The 19,487-nt window shown below is 61.8% G+C and carries 18 protein-coding genes; 10 read left to right on the top strand and 8 right to left on the bottom strand.

Annotated elements, in window-relative coordinates; translation table 11 throughout:
- From P353_RS27320 to cydX, 8 genes are all read left to right on the top strand, one after another.
- The coding region (locus P353_RS27320) for an electron transfer flavoprotein subunit alpha/FixB family protein (protein WP_034376598.1) at positions 1 to 194 on the top strand (194 nt) is incomplete at its 5' end.
- A gap of 140 nt (positions 195 to 334) precedes the next feature.
- Positions 335 to 1,465, top strand: coding sequence for an ABC transporter substrate-binding protein (locus P353_RS27315; protein ID WP_034376596.1), 1,131 nt, complete (start codon positions 335 to 337; stop codon positions 1,463 to 1,465).
- Between the two features lie 283 nt (positions 1,466 to 1,748).
- Entirely contained in the window at positions 1,749 to 2,705 is a 957-nt protein-coding gene (locus tag P353_RS27310; RefSeq protein ID WP_034376593.1) for an NAD(P)H-dependent flavin oxidoreductase, read from the top strand.
- 240 nt (positions 2,706 to 2,945) lie between these two features.
- Entirely contained in the window at positions 2,946 to 4,679 is a 1,734-nt protein-coding gene (cydD, locus tag P353_RS27305) for a thiol reductant ABC exporter subunit CydD (RefSeq protein ID WP_198529179.1), read from the top strand.
- Entirely contained in the window at positions 4,676 to 6,400 is a 1,725-nt protein-coding gene (locus P353_RS27300) for an amino acid ABC transporter ATP-binding/permease protein (RefSeq protein WP_034376590.1), read from the top strand. The genes cydD and P353_RS27300 overlap by 4 nt, the downstream gene beginning before the upstream one ends.
- A gap of 31 nt (positions 6,401 to 6,431) precedes the next feature.
- Positions 6,432 to 8,021: a cytochrome ubiquinol oxidase subunit I gene (locus tag P353_RS27295; RefSeq protein ID WP_034376587.1), complete on the top strand. Its 1,590-nt coding sequence runs from the start codon at positions 6,432 to 6,434 to the stop codon at positions 8,019 to 8,021.
- A gap of 13 nt (positions 8,022 to 8,034) precedes the next feature.
- Positions 8,035 to 9,189, top strand: a complete 1,155-nt coding sequence (cydB, locus tag P353_RS27290) for a cytochrome d ubiquinol oxidase subunit II (protein WP_034376584.1) — start codon at positions 8,035 to 8,037, stop codon at positions 9,187 to 9,189.
- A 104-nt stretch (positions 9,190 to 9,293) separates the two neighbouring features.
- Positions 9,294 to 9,434 carry a cytochrome bd-I oxidase subunit CydX gene (cydX, locus tag P353_RS27285; RefSeq protein ID WP_003053063.1) on the top strand — a complete coding sequence of 47 codons (141 nt, stop codon included), beginning with the start codon at positions 9,294 to 9,296 and terminating at the stop codon, positions 9,432 to 9,434.
- A 72-nt stretch (positions 9,435 to 9,506) separates the two neighbouring features.
- Here cydX and eda read toward each other — a convergent pair whose 3' ends face one another.
- From eda to P353_RS27255, 6 genes are all read right to left on the bottom strand, one after another.
- The gene (gene eda, locus P353_RS27280; RefSeq protein ID WP_034376581.1) at positions 9,507 to 10,154 is read right to left on the bottom strand and encodes a bifunctional 4-hydroxy-2-oxoglutarate aldolase/2-dehydro-3-deoxy-phosphogluconate aldolase; all 648 of its coding nucleotides are present in this window, start codon (positions 10,152 to 10,154) and stop codon (positions 9,507 to 9,509) included.
- Positions 10,139 to 11,986, bottom strand: coding sequence for a phosphogluconate dehydratase (gene edd / locus P353_RS27275; RefSeq protein ID WP_034376580.1), 1,848 nt, complete (start codon positions 11,984 to 11,986; stop codon positions 10,139 to 10,141). Before edd ends, eda begins: the two co-directional genes overlap by 16 nt.
- A 99-nt stretch (positions 11,987 to 12,085) precedes the next feature.
- Entirely contained in the window at positions 12,086 to 13,093 is a 1,008-nt protein-coding gene (locus P353_RS27270; RefSeq protein ID WP_034376577.1) for a TRAP transporter substrate-binding protein, read from the bottom strand.
- Between the two features lie 124 nt (positions 13,094 to 13,217).
- Complete coding sequence (locus P353_RS27265; RefSeq protein ID WP_034376575.1) at positions 13,218 to 14,498, bottom strand: TRAP transporter large permease; 1,281 nt, start codon at positions 14,496 to 14,498, stop codon at positions 13,218 to 13,220.
- A 10-nt stretch (positions 14,499 to 14,508) separates the two neighbouring features.
- Entirely contained in the window at positions 14,509 to 15,015 is a 507-nt protein-coding gene (locus P353_RS27260; RefSeq protein WP_034376573.1) for a TRAP transporter small permease, read from the bottom strand.
- Between the two features lie 20 nt (positions 15,016 to 15,035).
- The gene (locus P353_RS27255) at positions 15,036 to 15,572 is read right to left on the bottom strand and encodes a gluconokinase (protein WP_003065728.1); all 537 of its coding nucleotides are present in this window, start codon (positions 15,570 to 15,572) and stop codon (positions 15,036 to 15,038) included.
- 182 nt (positions 15,573 to 15,754) lie between these two features.
- On the opposite strand from P353_RS27255, the gene P353_RS27250 reads away from it, so the two are divergent.
- Entirely contained in the window at positions 15,755 to 16,828 is a 1,074-nt protein-coding gene (locus P353_RS27250; protein ID WP_052085036.1) for a LacI family DNA-binding transcriptional regulator, read from the top strand.
- 10 nt (positions 16,829 to 16,838) lie between these two features.
- Here P353_RS27250 and P353_RS27245 read toward each other — a convergent pair whose 3' ends face one another.
- The gene (locus P353_RS27245; protein WP_034376636.1) at positions 16,839 to 17,423 is read right to left on the bottom strand and encodes a GbsR/MarR family transcriptional regulator; all 585 of its coding nucleotides are present in this window, start codon (positions 17,421 to 17,423) and stop codon (positions 16,839 to 16,841) included.
- 250 nt (positions 17,424 to 17,673) lie between these two features.
- Between P353_RS27245 and P353_RS27240 the strand changes: the two genes are divergently transcribed.
- Complete coding sequence (locus P353_RS27240; protein ID WP_034376635.1) at positions 17,674 to 18,846, top strand: acyltransferase family protein; 1,173 nt, start codon at positions 17,674 to 17,676, stop codon at positions 18,844 to 18,846.
- 61 nt (positions 18,847 to 18,907) lie between these two features.
- Here the strand turns inward: P353_RS27240 and rnk are convergent, their stop codons facing one another.
- Complete coding sequence (rnk, locus tag P353_RS27235) at positions 18,908 to 19,315, bottom strand: nucleoside diphosphate kinase regulator (protein ID WP_034376567.1); 408 nt, start codon at positions 19,313 to 19,315, stop codon at positions 18,908 to 18,910.
- Between the last annotated feature and the right edge of the window lie 172 nt (positions 19,316 to 19,487).

The following is a 19,487-nucleotide window of genomic DNA, read 5'->3' as shown; positions in this document are numbered from 1 at the left end:
GCAAGATCGTGGCGCCCCAGCTGTACATTGCCTGCGGCATCTCGGGAGCGATCCAGCATCTGGCGGGCATGAAGGACTCCAAGGTGATCGTGGCGATCAACAAGGACCCCGAGGCACCGATCTTCTCGGTGGCCGATTACGGGCTGGAAGCCGATCTGTTCACGGCCGTCCCCGAACTGGTCAAGGCGCTGTAATTTGGCGCACATCAAAAGAGGGGCTTCAAGCCCCTCTTTTTCCATGGGCGCCTGGCGCGTAAAGGTCAGGCCATCAACAATAATTCGGCAGTTGCATGGGCGCTTCAGACCCACTGCATTGATGGAGAGGGAGACTCTGAATGAATCGCAAGCATTGGGTGTTGGCGCGAGCCGGCTTGGTCGCCATGTGTGCAGGTGCTGCTTTGGTGGCGCAGGCCTGGACGGTAGGGCAGGTGGCTCCGATGTCGGGGGCCGAAGCCAGTCAGGGGCGAGCCTATGCGCAGGGCATGCGTCTGTACTTTGACCAGATCAACAAGGCCGGTGGTGTGCAGGGCCAGCCTGTGGAGCTGGCCGTGCTCGATGATGTGGGTCATCCCGAGGAGACCGTGACCAAGACGCGCAAGCTGCTGAGCGAATCCAAGCCCGTGGTACTGGCAGGCTATTTCGGCAATCGCAATCTCTCGGCCTTGCTGCAGAGCAAGGCTCTGGATGGCTCGCAGATTCCGCTGGTGGGTTATCAGAGCACGGACACCCGTGTGCTGGCATCACCCCAGATGTTCTCCACGCGTGCAGGGCTTGCCGAGCAGGTCGCAAAGATTTCCACCCACTTGGCCACCGTAGGCATCACGCGGCTGGCGTTGGTGTTCGAGGAGCGTCCCGATGCGCAGGAGCTGACGGCTTTGGTGACCAAGGCCGTGAACCCCAGCGGGGCTAAGCTGGTGGCATCGGCCATGCTCAAGAGCCGAGGTGGCACGGACAAGGCTGTGCAGGAGCTGCAGGCCGCGAAGACTTCGCCTCAGGCCATTCTGTTGGTGGCTTCCAGCCCTGCCACGGCGGCATTTGTCGAGGCATATCGCATGGAGGGTGGTACCGCTCAGGTCTATGCCACGGCCGAGGCCGATATCGAGCAGTTGGCCAAGCGTCTTCCTGTGGAGTACATGAGCGGTTTGTCGATTGCTCAGGTGGTGCCCAGTCCCTACAAGGTATCGGGCAAGCTCAACAAGGAGTTTCGCGACGCGACGATTGCTGCAGGCAAGTCCCTGGACGTTCCGGTGAGCTTTGCCATGATGGAAGGCTTTGTGAATGCCAAAGTCATCGTGGAGGCCATGCGTCGCAGCCAGCCGGTGACGCCGGAGAAAATGAGTGCCGCCTTGCGTGGACTGGAGTCTTATGACCTGGGCGGCTACTGGGTGAACTTCAAGCCCGGGCAAGTGGGATCCAAATATGTGGACCTGTCCATCGTCAATGCCGCCGGGCGTGTGACGCAGTAAGAAACCAAGGCCTGACGCAGCACCGCGTTCAGGCCTTTTTTGCGGCCGCTCCCATCACGATGCTCCTCCGTACACAGAGAAGGCAAAAACTGTTGCCCTGGGGACAGGGAGTGGCGCCATGGCAGGCGAAACTGGCCAAGGCCAGTCGGACGGCTTCACCGTCGGCACAGGAGTGCAAACAGTGAGCCGCCCTTCGAACTGCTTCTGAAATAAGAGCTGCCTGCGTATTTGGAACAAACGCAACAGCCCTTTTTTATTGATAAAACGAAGAAGGAGACAACACATGTCCAAGCTGCCACCTGCCCTCAAAAAGCTGGCTTTGCCTGTCATCGGCTCGCCGCTTTTCATCATCAGCAATCCCAAGCTTGTCATCGAGCAGTGCAAGGCCGGTATCGTCGGCTCCATGCCTTCTCTCAATGCCCGTCCGGCCGAGCAGCTGGAGGACTGGCTGGCAGAGATCACCGAGACTCTGGCGGCCTGGGACAAGGCCCATCCTGATCGTCCTTCGGCACCATTCGCCATCAATCAGATCGTGCACAAGAGCAATGACCGTCTTGAGCACGACATGCAGGTCTGCGCCAAGTACAAGGTGCCCATCATCATCACCAGCCTGGGCGCGCGTGAAGATGTGAATCAGGCCGTGCATAGCTGGGGCGGTGTGGTGCTGCACGACATCATCAACAACAAGTTTGCGCGCAAGGCCATTGAAAAAGGTGCCGATGGCCTGATCGCCGTGGCAGCCGGTGCAGGCGGCCATGCGGGTGTGAAGAGTCCATTTGCCCTGGTGCAGGAAATTCGCCAATGGTTTGACGGCCCTCTGGCGCTGTCCGGCTCGATTGCCACGGGTGGCTCGATTCTGGCGGCCCAGGCTATGGGGGCGGACTTTGCCTATATCGGATCGGCCTTCATTGCCACCGACGAGGCGCGCGCCGTCGAAGCCTACAAGCAGGCGATCGTCGAGGGCAACTCCGACGACGTGGTCTACAGCAATCTGTTTACGGGCGTGCATGGCAACTATCTGGCGCCCTCGATTCGTGCGGCCGGTCTGGATCCGGAAAACCTGCCTGAATCCGACCCCAGCAAGATGAACTTTGGCGGCGGTGCGCAAAAGGCCTGGAAGGATATCTGGGGCTGCGGCCAGGGTATCGGTGTCATTGACAAGGTGCAGTCCACGGCGGAGCTGGTGGCTCGCCTCAAGCGTGAGTACGCCGAAGCCAAGGCAAGCCTGCTGGTTGCCTGAGGCAGTTCACTATCTTTTGTGCCAACGGCGTCTTCGGACGCCGTTTTTTATGGGCGGCTTGCTCGCTTGATGTTGCTCAAGCACGACTTTCTCAAGGGTTAACCCTTGTTAAATCACTTCGGAGTTGATGCGCATCAATGTAGGCCTGGTCCTGCAATTGGCTTTTGCATATCAAGTCATGATGATTGTCAAAAGAAGAGTAGTATTCCGTTAATTTCAGTAAATACTGAAAATTGAGAAATGCAACACACCCCTTCTTCCTCCACCGACAATCGGACCGATACAGCACATGCCCAGTTGGCGAGCGTCATCCGTCGCCCCAGCGCGGGTGCTGTGTGGCAGGTGTTTGCCGGGCTGATATGGCTGCCGCAGGCAGCCTTGCTGGCCTGGGCTGTGCAACTCATGGCCAACGGTCAGGGCATGGCAGCCGTCTGGCCCATGGCGGCTGGCGTGTTGTTACTGGGCTTGCTGCGAGCCTGGGCAGAAGGTCATGGCGGCATGCTGGCCAACCGTGCAGCGCGCGCGCAGCTCAGCAGCTTGCGCGCACGGGTGGCGCAGTCGCTAGCTCAGACATCGCCGCTGGACAAAAGCCGACCAGCCTCGGGTCAGGCCGCCAGCGCCATGGCCGAGCAGGCCGAGGCCATTGTTCCGTGGCTGGCGCGTTACCAGAGCGCGATGTGGCGTGTGCGACTGCTGCCATTGGTGATTCTGGCTGCCGTGGCCTTGCAGTCATGGGTAGCGGCTCTGATTTTGATGGTTGCCGCGCCGCTGATTCCGCTCTTCATGGCGATCGTGGGCTGGCGTGCCAAGGCGGCCAGCGAAGAGCAGATGCTGCAACTGGGCCATATGAACGCTTTCTTGCTGGACCGCCTGCGCGGCCTGAGCACGCTGCGTGCTTTGCATGCCGTGGAGCTGACGGGCCAGCGGCTGCGTGACCATGCCGAAGACCTGCGCACCCGCACCATGCGCGTGCTGCGCATTGCCTTTATGTCTTCTGCGGTGCTGGAGCTTTTCTCGGCGCTGGGCGTGGCCATGGTGGCCGTCTACGTAGGCTTTCACCTGCTGGGCACGCTGAATTTCGGAGCCTGGGGCGGCAAGCTCGGTCTGGGTCAGGCCATGTTCGTGCTGCTGCTGGCACCGGCATTCTTCGAGCCGCTGCGCGATCTCTCGGCCGTCTGGCATGACAGGGCCGCCGGCGAGGCAGCACTGCAGACCTTGCAAAGCATGCAGGCTCAGTCCGTGCAGATTGTCGGTGCACAGCATGTCGTCGATCCGGTGCTTCCGGGAAAAGAACCTTTATCGCCTGTCCAGCCTGTGTCTGTATGCATTGCCGACCTTGAGGTTCAGGCGCCGGGCAGCGACTCCCGGCTCGCCCCCCTGTCTTTGCAGATAGAGGCTGGAGAGCATGTGGCACTGTGGAGTCCCAGCGGCAGCGGCAAGTCCGTGTTGCTGGCGCAGATTGCCGGCCTTTTGCCGGTGCAGCAAGGCCGTATCGAAGTTGACAGGCAGGCGCTTGAGGCCGGCAGTGCAACGCAGCTGCGCCAGCGCATGGCTTGGCTGGGTCAGCTGCCCCATGTATTTGCCGGCTCGGCCGCGCGCAATATCGCGCTGGGGCGCAACTCCGTAGGACCCGAGCAGATTGCCCAAGCCACGCAGCAGGCGGCACTTGATGAGACCCTGGCGCATCGCCCCGGCGCAAGCCTGGGTGAGGGCGGTGCAGGTCTTTCCGGTGGCGAGGTGGTGAGGCTGGCTCTGGCGCGCATGGCCGCGAAGACGCAGGCCGGACTGCTGCTGGTCGATGAACCTACTGCTCATCTCGATCCCGAGACAGCCGCCCAGATCACGCAGTCTCTGCGCCATCTGGCCAGGGGGCGCACCATGTTGGTCGCCACCCACGATGCTCAGCTAGCCGCTGCCATGGATCGCGTGATCGAGCTGCCGCTGCTGCGACGAGTGCAGGAGCAGACCGCATGAAGCAGCAAGCCATTTCAATGCGCGAGATGCTGAAGCTGCTGGGCCAGATGGCGCCGCGCAAGCTCTGGCTGGGCGGTGCCGCCCTGGCTGCGCTCACGGTGCTGATGGGCATGGCATTGCTGGGCTTGTCGGGCTGGTTCATCACGGCCACGGCCCTGGCCGGGCTGGTGCCAGCCACAGCCCTGGTGTTCGATGTGTTCATGCCCTCGGCCGGCATTCGCCTGCTGGCCGTGGGCCGCACCGGTGCCCGCTATGCCGAGCGCCTGGTGACTCACGACGCCACGCTGGCCGTGCTGGCCGCTTTGCGCCAGAGACTGTTTCTGAGCTGGGCTCGCCCGCAGGGCGCCCGCCTGTTGCTGCAGCGCCCGGCAAGGCTGTTGCAGCGTCTGACCGCCGATGTAGATGCCCTGGACAATCTTTATCTGCGCCTGCTGGTACCTGCCGTAGCGGCGCTGGGCGCGGCCTTGCTGGCGGCTCTGGCCTACGGATTCATGCGCTGGTGGCTGGGTCTGTTGACCCTGGCGTGGCTGCTGCTGGCTGGCTGGGGCATTGCCCTGTGGCATGGTTTGCGCAGCCGCAAGGCCGCCGTACGCCGTGCCATGGCACTGGAAGCCATGCGTGCCCAGACCGTGGATCTGGTTGCCGGCCAGACCGAGCTGCTGATGGCAGGCCAGTTGCCCGCCCAGGTGCAGCAAGTGCTGCACAGCGATGCGCGCTGCGCCCAGGCCGATGAGCGGCTTTATCAATCCGAAGCTGCTGCCGCTCAGGCTTATGGTGCGGTGTCTGCCATTACCTTGAGCGCATCCGTGCTGCTGATGGCCTGGTTGATGGAGCAGGGGCGCATCAACGCGCCGGTTGCTGCGCTTGGTATTTTGCTGGCACTGTCGGCAATGGAGCCGTTTGCAGCTCTGCGCAGAGGGGCTGAGCAGGCCGGGCGTACCTGGCTGGCGCTGCGCAGGCTGACTCCCTCGCTGGCGGCCAAGGCCGAAGCGGCAGAGAACCCGCCGCAGCCCATGCAGAAGCTGGCCGTCAGCCTGCAGGCTGTCCGGCTTCGTCAATTGGGTCCGATAGACCTGAACGTGCGCCAGGGCGAGCGCGTGGCGCTGATCGGCAGCAGTGGTGCAGGCAAGACCAGCTTGCTGCATTTGATGGCTGGTGAGCTTCAGCCGAACGAAGGCGTGGTTCAGGCCCGCAGTTGCAGCTGGATGACACAGAGAACCGAGCTTTTTCAGGACAGCCTGCGCAACAACCTGAGGCTTGCCGATGCCGAGGCCGACGATGAGCAGCTGTGGGGCGTCCTGCAGGCTGCAGGTCTTAGAAGCGACGTCATGGCCCTGCCACAGGGGCTGGACACCATGCTAGGTGAAGGTGGTCTGGGTCTGTCCGGAGGCCAGTCGCGCCGGCTGGCACTGGCCAGGTTGCTGCTGAGCCCAGACCGCTGCTGGCTGCTCGATGAGGTGACCGAGGGACTGGATGCCGTCACTGCTGCCGATGTGCTGAAGCGGTTGGTGCAGGCGGCTGAGAGCGGCGCGCGAACGCTGATTTTTGCTACGCATTGGCAGCGTGAGGCGAGCCTCGCCGACCGCATTGTGTATCTGCAGGCAGGACGGGTGAGAGCGCAAGCCCGGCGTGGCACCCCAGAGTTTGAGCAGCTGATGGCAAGGCTGCGACCCGATGCGCTGGGTGCTGTTGCACCGCAGTACATATGTTTTTCCGATTGATTTTTGAAGTACCGAGAGAAAGGACCTGACCATGGACCTCGATATCGTCGATTTATCGCGACTGCAGTTTGCGATAACGGCGCTCTACCACTTTCTGTTTGTGCCGCTGACACTGGGCCTGTCCATACTCGTCGCCATCATGGAGACGGTGTATGTGATGACCGGACGAGCCATCTGGCGCGACATGACCAAGTTCTGGGGCGTGCTGTTCGGCATCAACTTCGCCATGGGTGTGGCCACCGGCGTGGTGATGGAGTTCCAGTTCGGCATGAACTGGAGCTACTACAGCCACTATGTGGGCGACATCTTTGGTGCGCCGCTGGCGATCGAGGGTTTGATGGCCTTCTTCATGGAGGCGACCTTTGTCGGCCTGTTCTTCTTTGGCTGGGATCGCCTCTCCAAGGTCAAGCACCTGATCGTCACCTGCCTGATGGCCATAGGCACCAACTTCTCGGCGCTGTGGATTCTGGTCGCCAATGGCTGGATGCAGAATCCCGTGGGGGCGACTTTCAACCCCCAGACCATGCGCATGGAAGTGAATGACTTCTTTGCCGTGCTCACCAATCCCGTGGCGCAGGCCAAGTTCGTGCACACGGTGTCGGCGGGCTACGTCATGGCCTCGCTGTTCGTGCTGGGCATTTCGGCCTGGTATCTGCTCAAGGGGCGTCACATCCATCTGGCCAAGCGCTCGATGACGGTGGCCGCATCCTTTGGTCTGGCTGCTTCGCTGTCGGTGGTGGTGCTGGGTGACGAATCCGGCTATTTGTCATCCGAACACCAGAAGATGAAGCTGGCGTCGATCGAAGCCATGTGGGAGACCGAGCCCGCACCGGCTTCCTTCACGGCCTTTGGCTTCCCCGACCGCGAGGCGCGCGAGACCCACTTTGCCGTGCACATCCCATGGGTCATGGGCCTGATCGGCACGCGTTCTCTGGACACCCAAATTCCCGGCATCAACGAATTGGTCAAGAGCGCCGAGGGCAATATCCGCAACGGTATCGACGCCTACGACGCGTTGCAGACCATTCGCAAGGTCAGGACCGATGCCGAGATTCCCGCCGAGGCACGCCTGCGGTTTGAGAACAACGGCGCCAATCTGGGCTACGCCCTGCTGCTGATGCGCTATGTGGATGATCCCCGCAAGGCGACCGAAGCGCAGATCCACCAGGCGGCAATGGATACCGTGCCGCCGGTGGGGCCGCTGTTCTGGACCTTCCGCATCATGGTGGCCCTGGGCATGTTCTTCATCGTGCTGACCGGCACCTTCTTCTGGCTGGCTGCCCGCCACAGGCTTGATGCCTACCCCTGGCTGCTCAAGGTTGCCGTGTTCTCGATTCCGCTGCCCTGGATCGCCGCCGAATGCGGCTGGGTGGTGGCCGAGCTGGGTCGTCAGCCCTGGATCATCGAAGGCGTGCTGCCCACGGCCATGGCGGTTTCCAATCTGGGCGCGAAGACGCTGCTGCTGACCATTGCCGGCTTTGTGCTGATCTATACCGTGCTGCTGGTTATCGAGCTCAAGCTGATGGTCAAGGCCATCAAGAAGGGGCCCGAGCATGAGAGCGAACCTCACCTCAGCCTCTACGAACCCATGATCAAGAAGCTGGCACGCGGCCAAAGCTGAGAGGAGCAACCAAATGATCTTGCATGAACTGATTTCATATGACGTGCTGCGCCTCATCTGGTGGCTGCTGCTCGGCGTGCTGCTGGTGGGCTTTGCCGTCACCGACGGCTTTGACCTCGGCGCCATGGGCCTGCTGCGGGCCACGGCCAAGACCGACGTCGAGCGCCGCACGGCCATCAACTCCGTCGGCCCCGTGTGGGAAGGCAATCAGGTGTGGCTGATTCTGGGCGGTGGCGCCATCTTTGCGGCCTGGCCCCAGCTTTACGCCGTGTCCTTCTCGGGCTTTTACCTGGCCATGTTTGCCGTGCTGGTGCCGCTGATCCTGCGTCCCGTGGCGTTCAAGTTTCGCAGCAAGCATGAGGACGCAGCCTGGCGCAACCGCTGGGACTGGGTGCTGTGCATCACGGGCCTGGTGCCTGCACTGCTGTTCGGCGTGGCCGTGGGCAATGTGATTCTCGGCGTGCCATTTCGTCTGGGTGACGATATGCGCATTTACTACGATGGCAGCTTCTTTGGTCTGCTCACGCCTTTTGCACTGCTGTGCGGTCTGGTCTCGCTGTCCATGCTGCTCATGCATGGTGCAGCCTGGCTGATGTTCAAGACCGACGGCGAAGTCGCCAGCCGCGCCGCCAGGTACGGCACATGGTTTGCCGTGTTGACCACCGTGCTGTTTGCAGCTGCCGGCCTGTGGCTGGCTACGGGCATCAACGGCTATGTGATTACCAGCGAGATCAACCCCGTCGGTCCCTCCAACCCCTTGAACAAGACCGCAGCCGTGGCGGCCGGTGCATGGATGGCCAACTTCAGGTCCTATCCCTTGCTCTGGCTGGTGCCCGGTATCGGCCTGCTCATGCCGCTTATCGTGGCCATCGGCTTGCGCGGCCGTCGCGAGTGGCTGGCGCTGCTGGCAAGCGGCCTGGCGATTGCCGGAATCATCCTGACCGTGGGCGCAGCCATGTTCCCCATGATCCTGCCCTCCAGCATTGATCCGCGCTTCAGTCTGACGGTCTGGGATTCGTCCTCCAGCCATGTCGTGCTGTTCATCATGCTGGTTTGCGTGCTGATCTTCCTGCCGTTGATCCTGGCCTACACCAGCTGGGTGTACTCGGTGCTGCGAGGCAAGGTGGACGTGAAAGCCATCGTGACCGGGCAGGGCCACTCGTATTGAGATGGGATGCCCCTCAGACGCCATGCTGTGTTCTTCCTTCGGTGTGAGGGGCGGTTCGAATATTGTTGGCCCATGCATTGGATGGGCTGAATGAAAGGAAACTTATGTGGTATTTCGCCTGGTTGCTGGGTCTGCCGCTGGCAGCAGCCTTTGCCGTGCTCAATGCGATCTGGTTCGAGCTGATGGATGACGAGGCAACGCGTCGCAAGCTTCTGGAGCGAACCAAGTCGCTGCCGGACGCCTGAGTCGCCAAGACGTGGAAAAGCCCGGTCGGCTTGCGCTGACCGGGCTTTTTTATGGACAAGGCCTTGTCCTGCTCAGGCCGTGCGGGAGCCTCTCAGCGCCTGCGTGGCCTGAGCCAGCCCGGTGATCAGCGACCAGTTGCCACTCTCCACGGCATTGGTGGGGACCAGCCAGGAGCCGCCCACGCAGACCACATTGGACAGCGCCAGAAACTCCGCCGCGTTGCTGGGCGAAATGCCTCCCGTGGGGCAGAAACGCAGCTCCCCGAACGGACCTTGCCAGGCCTTCAGCATCTGGATGCCGCCCGACTGCACGGCGGGGAAGAACTTGAGCTCGGTAAAGCCGTCTTCCTGAGCCATCATGATTTCGCTGCTGGTTGCGACACCGGGCAGCAGCGGCAGGTTCAGATCGCGGCAGGCCTGGCCCAGCTTGCCGGTGTAGCCGGGGCTGACAGCAAACCTTGCACCGGCCCGAGCTGCCGCCGCGGCATCGGCCGCATTGCGCACGGTGCCCGCACCGACGATGGCTTCGGGCAACTGCTTGGCGATGGCCTCTATGCATGCCAGACCCTCAGGCGTGCGCAGCGTGACCTCCAGAACCCTGATGCCGCCGGCCAGCAATGCTTCGGCCATGGGTACTGCATGTTCCGTGCTGTGCAGCACGATGACCGGAATCACCGGTGCATCCTGCATGATGGACAAGGCGGTCATTTGAGCAGCCATGTGCAAGCTCCTTCTTCTGCGCTCAGCGCATTGCGCCGGAAACCGGCAAACAGTTCACGGCCCATGCCGCGGTGGTTGGAGTGCTCCAGCTCGATGGGCATGGTGGCCAGCGCTCTGGCCTGCCATTCGGCATCTGTCAGTTCGGCCTGCAGCAGACCTGCGGGGGCATCGAGCACGATGATGTCGCCGCTTTGCACCTTGGCCAGCGGACCGCCGGCCAGTGCCTCGGGACTGACATGGATGGCGGCCGGAACCTTGCCCGATGCGCCGCTCATGCGGCCGTCGGTGACCAGGGCCACGGCATAGCCCTTGCCCTGCAGAACGGCCAGTGGAGGGGTGAGCTTGTGCAGCTCGGGCATGCCGTTGGCCTGCGGCCCCTGCCAGCGCACCACACAGACGATGCCATTGAAGCCATTGGTCTGGCAGGCTTGCTCCAGCGCACCGGATTTGAAGGCCGCCTGCAATTCATCCTGGGAATCAAAGACCCATGCAGGTGCCCGCAGTGTGTGGCGATCTTCCGGCACGGCGCTGATCTTGATGACACTGCGGCCCAGATTGCCCTTGAGCAGTTTCAATCCGCCCGTAGGGCTGAAGGGACGGCTGGCAGGGCGCAGCACGGCTTCGTCGCCGGACATGCCTGCATCCCGCCAGTGCAGCTGATGGTTTTCGACATGGGGAATGCGCCCGAAGGCGGCCAGCCCCTCGGGCCTCACCGTGAGCACGTCGCCATGCATGAGTCCGGCCTGCAGCAACTGGGCGATCACGTAGCCGGGGCCGCCTGCGGCCTGGAACTGATTCACATCGGCGCTGCCATTGGGATAGACGCGGGCCAGCAGGGGAACCACTGCGGACAACTGCTCGAAATCATCCCAGTCGATGACGATGCCGGCTGCGCGGGCCACGGCCACCCAGTGGATCAGGTGGTTGGTGGAGCCGCCGGTTGCCAGCAGGGCCACCATGGCGTTGACGATGCAGCGCTCGTCCACGACATGCCCTATGGGGGCAAAGCGGCGGCCCCGGGTGATGGACAGCACGGTGCGCATGGCTTCGCGAGTGAGCAGTTCGCGCTCGGCGTCGGCAGGGTTGATGAAGGCTGTGCCGGGAACATGCAGGCCCATGGCTTCGAGCAGCATCTGATTGCTGTTGGCCGTGCCGTAGAAGGTGCAGGTGCCCTGGTCGTGATAGGCCGCGTTTTCTGCGGCCAGCAGTTCCTGCCGGCCGACCAGGCCCTGGGCTGCCTGCTCGCGCACCTTGGCCTTGTCGCTGTTGGACAGGCCCGAAGTCATGGGGCCGGCAGGCACGAACACCATGGGCAGGTGGCCGAAATGCAGGGCGCCGATGAGCAGGCCGGGAACGATCTTGTCGCAGACGCCCAGCATCAGGGCGGCATCGAAAGTGTCATGCGTGAGAGCCACGGCGGTGGACATGGCAATCGTGTCGCGGCTGAAAAGGCTCAGCTCCATGCCCGGCATGCCCTGGGTCACGCCGTCGCACATGGCGGGCACACCGCCGGCGACCTGGGCCGTGGCGCCATTGCGTCTGGCTTCGTCTTTCAGAATATCCGGGTAGTGCGCAAACGGCGCATGGGCGGAAAGCACATCGTTATAGGCCGTGACGATGCCGACATTGGGGCCTTTTTCCTCAACGATGCGAATCTTGTCCGCGCCGGGCAGCGCGGCAAAGGCATGGGCCACATTGGCGCAGCCCATGGTGCGTACTTGTGGAGGGCGCGCGGCCATGGCATCGACCTGTGCCAGATAGTCGGAGCGGCTGGCGCGGCTGCGCTCCTGGATGCGCCGCGTCACCTGGTCCAGAACGGGGTGAAGTGCCATGATGAAAGTCCTTGGGCAGCAATGCCTGTGCTTCGGGCGCAGGCATTGTCTTGGAATGAGTCAGAGCCATGCGCGGGGCATGGCTGCATGGTTGCGCGCTTATTTGGCGCGAGCTTGCTTGACGGCGGTCTGCACAGAGTCCCAGGTGCCTTGACCCACGGATTTGGCAATGCTGGCATTGACGGCGCCGAGCTTGTCGCGCATGCGGCCTGCTTCTGCGGCCGGCAATTCGTTGACCTGCATGCCCTTGGTCTTGATCTCGGCCAGAGCCTTGGCGGCTTCTTCGCGCGTGTCCTTGCGCTCGAATTCACGGCTTTTGATCGCAGCGTCCTGCAGCACCTTCTTCTCGGCAGGGCTCAGTGTGTCCCACCACTTCTTGCTGACCGTCACGATCCAGGGGCTGTAGACATGGTTGGAGACGGTCAGGTACTTCTGCACTTCATAGAACTTGCTCGACAGCACCGTGTTGAAGGGGTTTTCCTGACCGTCCACGGCCTTGGTTTCCAGCGCCGTGAACAGCTCGGAGAAGGGCAGGGGCACGGCATTGGCGCCCAGGGTCTTGAAGCTGTCCAGGAAGACGTTGTTCTGCATCACGCGCAGCTTCACGTCCTGCAGATCTTCCAGCTTGGTGATGGGGCGCTTGTTGTTGGTCAGATTGCGAAAGCCGTTTTCCCAATAGACCAGGCCCACCATGCCTTTGGGCTCCAGGCTGGCCTTGACCTTTTCTCCCACGGGGCCGTCCAGCACGGCATCGGCCTCCTTGGTGTTGGCAAACAGAAAAGGGGTGTCCCAGATCGCCATTTCTGGCGACAGACCCACCAGCGTGGCGGTGGAGCCAACCATCATTTCCTGGGCACCGCCGATCAGGGCCTGCTGCATCTGGGTGTCCGATCCCAGCGAGGCGTTGCCGATGGCGCGGACCTTCATCTTGCCACCGCTGGCCTTTTCCACTTCCTTGGCGAACATGCGCACCGCACGACCCTGGTTGGAGTCTTCCACCAGGCCATAGCCGAACCGCACCAGGCGGGGTTTGAAGTCCTGGGCCTGAACGGCGCCGGCGGCCAGCAGCATTGCCGTGAGTCCTGCGACTGCAAATTTGATACGCATACCCGTCTCCTTGCTTGTTTGGGCCTGGGCCCTTTGGTTGAAGTGAAATTTTCCTGTATCGCTTATGTAGTAAGCGTTGACAGCTATTGATTTGAGAGTTCTCGAGATCGTCATCGCCTGGTCTTCAATGCATCCACTTGAGTGGCGCGGTCACCAGTTGCGGGAAGAGCACGAAGAGCGCTGCCAGCAGCACATAAACCATCAGGAAGGGATTGGTGCCCTTGATCACGGTCTCCATGCGCAGCCTGCCCACGCCGGCCACCACGTTCTGCACCGTGCCCACCGGAGGGGTGATCAGGCCGATACAGCCGACATAGATGAACATGAAGCCGAAGTACACCGGATCGATGCCGGCCTTGACGGCCAGCGGTGCGCAGACCGGGCCGAAGATCAGGATGGTCGGGGTCAGATCCATGGCGGTACCGACCACGAGCAGGAAGAGCATCATCACGGCCATGAAGAGCATGGGCTGATCCAGCAGGCCCGAGAAGCTGTCGGCCAGCATATTGGGCAGGTCGGCGAGCGTGATCATGTAGGCGGTCACGGTGGCTGCGCCGCAAAGGAACATCACCACGGCGGTGGTCTTGGATGCGCCCAGAAAAACTTCGTAGAGCCTGCTCCAGCTCATCTCCCGATAGACCACCATGGAGACAAACAGCGCGTAGACCGCAGCCACCACGGCGGCTTCGGTCGGCGTGAACACGCCGCCCTTGAGGCCGCCCAGAATGATGACCGGCATCATCATGGCCCAGAAGCTCTTGGCCAGAGCCTTGAGGCGCAGGCCCCAGCTCACGCGCTCACCCGAGGTCAGCTGGTATTTGCGCGCGATGAACCACCAGGCGGCAATCAGAAAGCCGCCCATGAACAAGCCGGGAACGACGCCCGAGAGAAACAGCTTGCTGATGGAGGTGTTGGTGGTGACGCCGTAGATCACGAACGGCATCGAGGGCGGAATGATGGGGGCGATGATGCCGCCCGAAGCCAGCAGACCGGCGCTGTAGCTGTCGGGATACTTCTGGTCGCGCATCATCGGCAGCAATATGGTGGCCAGAGCGGCCGTGTCGGCAATGGCCGAGCCGCTCATCGAGGCCAGCAGCACGGCTGCACCGATGGCCACATAACCGAGGCCGCCCGGAATATGGCCGACAAAGGCGCGGGCCAGATCGATGATGCGGCGCGACAGGCCGCCGGCATTCATCAGCTCACCCGCGAGGATGAAGAAGGGCACGGCCAGCAGCGGGAAATTGTCAAACCCGGCTTGCAGGTTCTGTGCGAGCAGCTGGGTGTCGAAAAAGTCCAGGTGCCACATCAGGGCGACGCCGGTGAGTATCAGTGCATGCGCAATCGGCATGCCGATCACCATGCCGCCGATCAGCACGGAGAGAAAAATCAGAGTGACGATCATGGCGTTCTCCTTACTCCACGCTGGTTTCAGAAGATTCGGCCGGGGTGCCGCGCAGCATGTCGCGCACCACGACCAGCAGCATGCCTATGGCCAGCACCAGCGTTGCCGCTGCACCCAGGGCCAGGGGATAACCGAGCACGGTGCTGTAGCTGCTCCATCCGGCAACGACCTGCTCCCAGGAGCCCCACAGCAGCAAGGCCATGCAGGCGCCGATCAGCAGTTGCGAGACCCAGAACAGAACTTTGCGGGTGATCGGGCCAACCCGCGATGTCACCATGTCGAAGCCCAGGTGGGCGCCTTCAAAAGCCGCCACGATGGCACCGATGGCCACCAGCCACACAAACAGCAGGCGCGAGATCTCCTCATAGGAGACGATGCTGGTGTGGAAAACGTAGCGCAGCACCACGTTGACGAAAACGGCCACCACCATGCCGGCCAGGGCCAGCACCATCAGGCCTTCGGCCAGGCGCTTGAGCCATGGCTTGCGACCCTGTGCCTCTTTTTGATCTTCAGACATTGGCTGTCTCCTGCTGTTTTTTATGCTTGGGATTCGCGCCTTGCCCATTGCCGGGCCGCGAGCGCGATATCGTTGAGGTTCATGGTGGCGCTGACGGTCAGAACATCAGGCTCCTGGCGCGGGTCTTCCAGCGTCGTGAACTGGTTGGCCACCAGGTCGGGCGAGAAAAAATGCCCAGGTCGGGTCTGGACGCGTTCCAGGGCCGTGGCGTAGTCGAGATCGAGAAACACAAAACCCAGCTGCTGGGCGCTGCGCAACTGGTCGCGGTACTTGCGCTTGAGGGCCGAGCAGGTCAGCACCAGGCCGTGCTCGGCATCTGCCTGTGCCAGTCGCTGCGCCAGGCGTTCCAGCCAGCCTTCGCGGTCGGCATCCGTCAGGGCAATGCCGGCCTGCATCTTGGCCACGCTCTGGGGGGAGTGGTAGCTGTCTCCTTCCACCAAGGTCCACCCCAGCTGCCGGGCGATGGCTTCTCCTGCGCTCGATTTGCCACAGCCGGAAACTCCCATGACGACGAGTGCCGACATGGTGCCCTGAGGCTGGATCTTGCTTTGAATCATTTTTGGATAGCGCTATCCGATGTGGTTAAAAAATGAGCAGCTTGCTGCGTTCTGCGATTGGCTTCAGACCTCGGTCGAAGGCAAGTCAGTGCTTTCATCAAGCTGCTTTCACAGACTTCAGTTCAAGTCCGGATAGCGCTATCATAGTCAAAAAACCTCAGGCATCTGATTAGGAGATTCCCTTGCCTCCCGAGACCCGTACCAAGAGTGAAACCCCGGCCGACAGCGCTTCTTCAAGGCGACCTCGTGCCAGCGGGCGTGTCACCCTCAGCGATGTGGCACAGGCTGCGGGCGTGAGTCCGATGACGGTCTCCAGAGCCTTGCGCGGAGAGCGCAGAGTGGCTGCTGCTCTGGTCGACAAAGTGCGCGAGGTTGCGGCTTCTCTGGGTTATGTACCCGATCTGGCAGCGCGTGCACTGGCCTCGCAAAAAAGCACCCAGGTGCTGGTGCTTGTGCCGATGCTCTCCAACACCTTGTTTGTGGAGGTCCTGGAGGCTGTGCACAAGGTGCTGTTTGCCCAGGGCTACCACATGCTGATCGGCGTGACCCACTACGACCCGGCGGAAGAGGAGCAGCTGCTGCGGGCCTATCTACCCATGCGGCCTGCCGGCCTGTTGCTGACCGGCTTTGACCACAGCGAAGAGTCGCGGAAATTATTGGTTGCCAATCCCGTGCCGCGCGTGCATCTCATGGAGTTGCGCGATCCCGGCACCGGTCCCGATTGCTACAGCGTTGGTTTTTCTCAGATTGCAGCAGGCGCTGAAATGACCCGTCATCTGCTGGACAAGGGATACAGGCGCATCGCTTTTTGCGGAGCACAGCTCGACGCGCGTGTCATGCAGCGCCTGGAGGGCTATCGGCAGGTACTCAAACAGGCTGGTCTGTATGACCAGAGTCTGGAGATTCTCAGCCCCGAGCGCTCATCGCTGGCGCTGGGTGCAAGGCAGTTCGAGACGCTTCTCAAGGCCCGCACCACGGTTGATGCCATCTTTTTCTGCAACGACGACATTGCACAAGGCGCGTTGCTGGAGGCCAACCGCATGGGGGTCAAGGTGCCGCAGCAGGTGGCGATCGCCGGGTTCAACGACCTGCCTGGCAGTGATCAGATGGTGCCGCCCCTGACTACCATCCATACACCCAGAGATGAAGTGGGCAGAAAAGCTGCCAGCATGCTGCTGCAATTGCTGGCAGGGGACACCGTCAGAGAGGCCAGCGTGGATCTGGGCTTCAGGCTTGTGCCCAGGGCCAGCACCTGAGTTGTTGGTGTCAGGCTTCCGTGCCTGACTTGCCTCGCCCGGTAATCTTGTCCTTCAGGTCAAGCAGTCGCGTCACGGCCGAGCCCATTCCCATGAGCTGCATGGCGGTCTCTGGCGACAGACGCTGCACATCGTCAAACCAGCTCATCAGCTTGTCGATGAGTTCGTGCATATCGCGCATGCGCTGCTGGGCGTAGCGTTCTTCGTCGGTGCTGGCTTCTTCCATCATGGCAGCGCGCAGCATGGATTGCGTGGGTTCGATCTCTCGGCGGCGGCGCTCTTCGGCCAGTCGCTTGAAGATTTCCCAGACATCCTCGGGTGCCTGGAAGTATTCGCGCCGGTCGCCGGGCTGGTGACGCAGCTGAACCAGCCGCCAGGCCTGCAGCTCCTTGAGCCCCATGCTCACATTGGAGCGCGAGAATTCCAGCGTGTCGGCAATCTGGTCTGCGTTCAGCGGCTCGGGCGAAATGAACAGCAGGGCATAGATCTGCCCCACGGTGCGATTGATGCCCCAGCGGCTGCCCATCTCGCCGAAATGCGAAACAAATTGTCGGCTCAGCTCCGACAGTGGTTTGGCTTGCGTCATGGCCTCTATTGTGCCTTTGCCCGGGGTTTCCAGTGGGGCAGGGAAATCAAGCCGGAGTGCAATTGCTCTATTTTTTTCATGCTTGGCGCATGAACCCCGTGCAGATATGTTTCGTAAAACTTGCAACGCTGTCAGCAAATTGTTGGGAATCGGCGCAAAATCGCCATCCTGTTTTAAGTCGGCTTTTTTACGTTGCCTGTTGCCGGGCAAACTCACCCTGTCGCCGGGCAGCCCATGGGCTGCGGGCGGCCGTGATCTGATGGTTCAAAGTTCTATTTCCTCTCATTCCCGCAGTGCCCTGATCGACTGTACCAAGGGTCTGGCTTGTGCAGCCATCGTCTGGCATCACCTGGCCTTTTACGGTCCCATGTCCGATGTGGCTCACCCCGTCATGCCCGACCTGCTGGACTGGCTCTATGAGTACGCCCGCATGGCCGTACAGATCTTTCTGGTGATCGGCGGTTTTCTGGCTGCAGCCAGCCTGGCTCCCATGGGTCTGGCGCGGTTTGATTCACCCTGGTCCAAGATCGGCAAGCGCTTTGTACGCCTGGTCGTGCCTTATGCCGTGGCACTGGTGGTGACGATTGTGGTGTCTGCGGCGATTCGTCCCTGGTTCGACCACGAGTCCGTGTCTGCCGACCCCGGGCTATGGCAGCTCATGGCTCATGCCTTGCTGCTGCAGGGCATTGTGGGCGAGGAGTCTCTGTCGGCTGGCGTCTGGTATGTTTCCATAGACTTTCAGTTGTTCGCCGCGACCGTGCTGCTGCTGGCCGGCGTGCGCTGGCTGCAGCAATGGGCGCTGAAGCGCTGGGGCGATATGGCCATGAAGCGCTGGTGGCCCTGGGCCGTGACTGGCATGCAGGGGCTGGTGGTTGTGGGGACGGCAGCTTCGTTGCTGAGCTTCAATCTCGATGCAGACCTGGATGTCTGGGCGATTTATTTCATGGGCGCCTATGGCGTCGGCATGATGGCCTTCTGGGCAGTGGCGGCAGACAAGCGCCTGACGGCCTGGAGCTGGGGCCTGCTGATTGCTGCAATGATCATCGGCGCGCTGGTCTATGAGTGGCGCGACCGCATTTTTCTCGCCGGCGTGACTGCGATGCTGCTCATCGTCTGCATGCGTACCGATGCCATTGCCCGCTGGCAGGGCCTAGCTCCGCTGCGTCGCCTGGGAGAGATCTCCTACTCGGTGTTCCTGATTCACTTTTCGATCTGCCTGCTGGTCAATGCGGTGGTCAACCATTTCTGGCATGGCTCGGTCACTGCCGCGGTGGTGGGCATCCCGTTTGCCTTTGTGCTTTCATTGACTGCTGGCTACGCGCTGTACCAACTGGTGGAGCGCCATGTTTCGTCATGGAGTCAGGCCCTGCGCTGGCAGGCAGGCCTGATCGGCGCGGGTCTGCTGACCACCATGGTGGCCGGCTTGCGCTGAGTCTGACCCTGGCAACAAAAAAGCAGCTCCGGTGAGCTGCTTTTTTGTTGGGTGAGCCGGTTCAGCGATGGAGCTCGCCCGCGCTTTCGGGCTGGAACTCTATGGCATCCACGCGCACGGTTACCTGGCCGGTAGGGCTGGGCATCTTGAACTCATCGCCCACGGACAGGCCCAGCAAGGCGATGCCCACCGGAGCGAAGATGGAAACCTTGTCGGTGCTGCCATCCATATCCTTGGGGTAGACCAGTGTCAGCGTATTGGTCTTGGCGATCTCGAGAATGGTGAAGCGCACGGTGGAGTTCATCGTCACCACGTTGGCGGGTATTTCTGCGGGGTCGAGCACATCCGCACGGTCCAGCTCGGCCTCCAGCGCATCACGGCCGGGGAACTGGCTGCTGTTCTTTTCCAGCAGCGATTCAATGCGATCCAGGTCCAAGGAGGACAGAGTGATATTGGGCTTGCGCTCCATGTAGTAACTCCCTTGCGAGACGGTGTGGTTGGCGCTTTGGCGTTGCGCAAACGGACAAAAGCCCGGGCAACGGTGTTGTCCGGGCCAAGGCATTCAGTGAAAGCACCAACTTGGTGCATTGGGGGAATTGTCGGCGCTGAATCGCAAACTGCCAAGCCATCTCGCACCCACT

The organism is Comamonas testosteroni (assembly GCF_000761245.1).
GTDB classification, from domain to species: Bacteria; Pseudomonadota; Gammaproteobacteria; order Burkholderiales; family Burkholderiaceae_C; genus Comamonas; species Comamonas testosteroni_C.
This window is presented reverse-complemented; position numbering and strand designations above follow the sequence as displayed.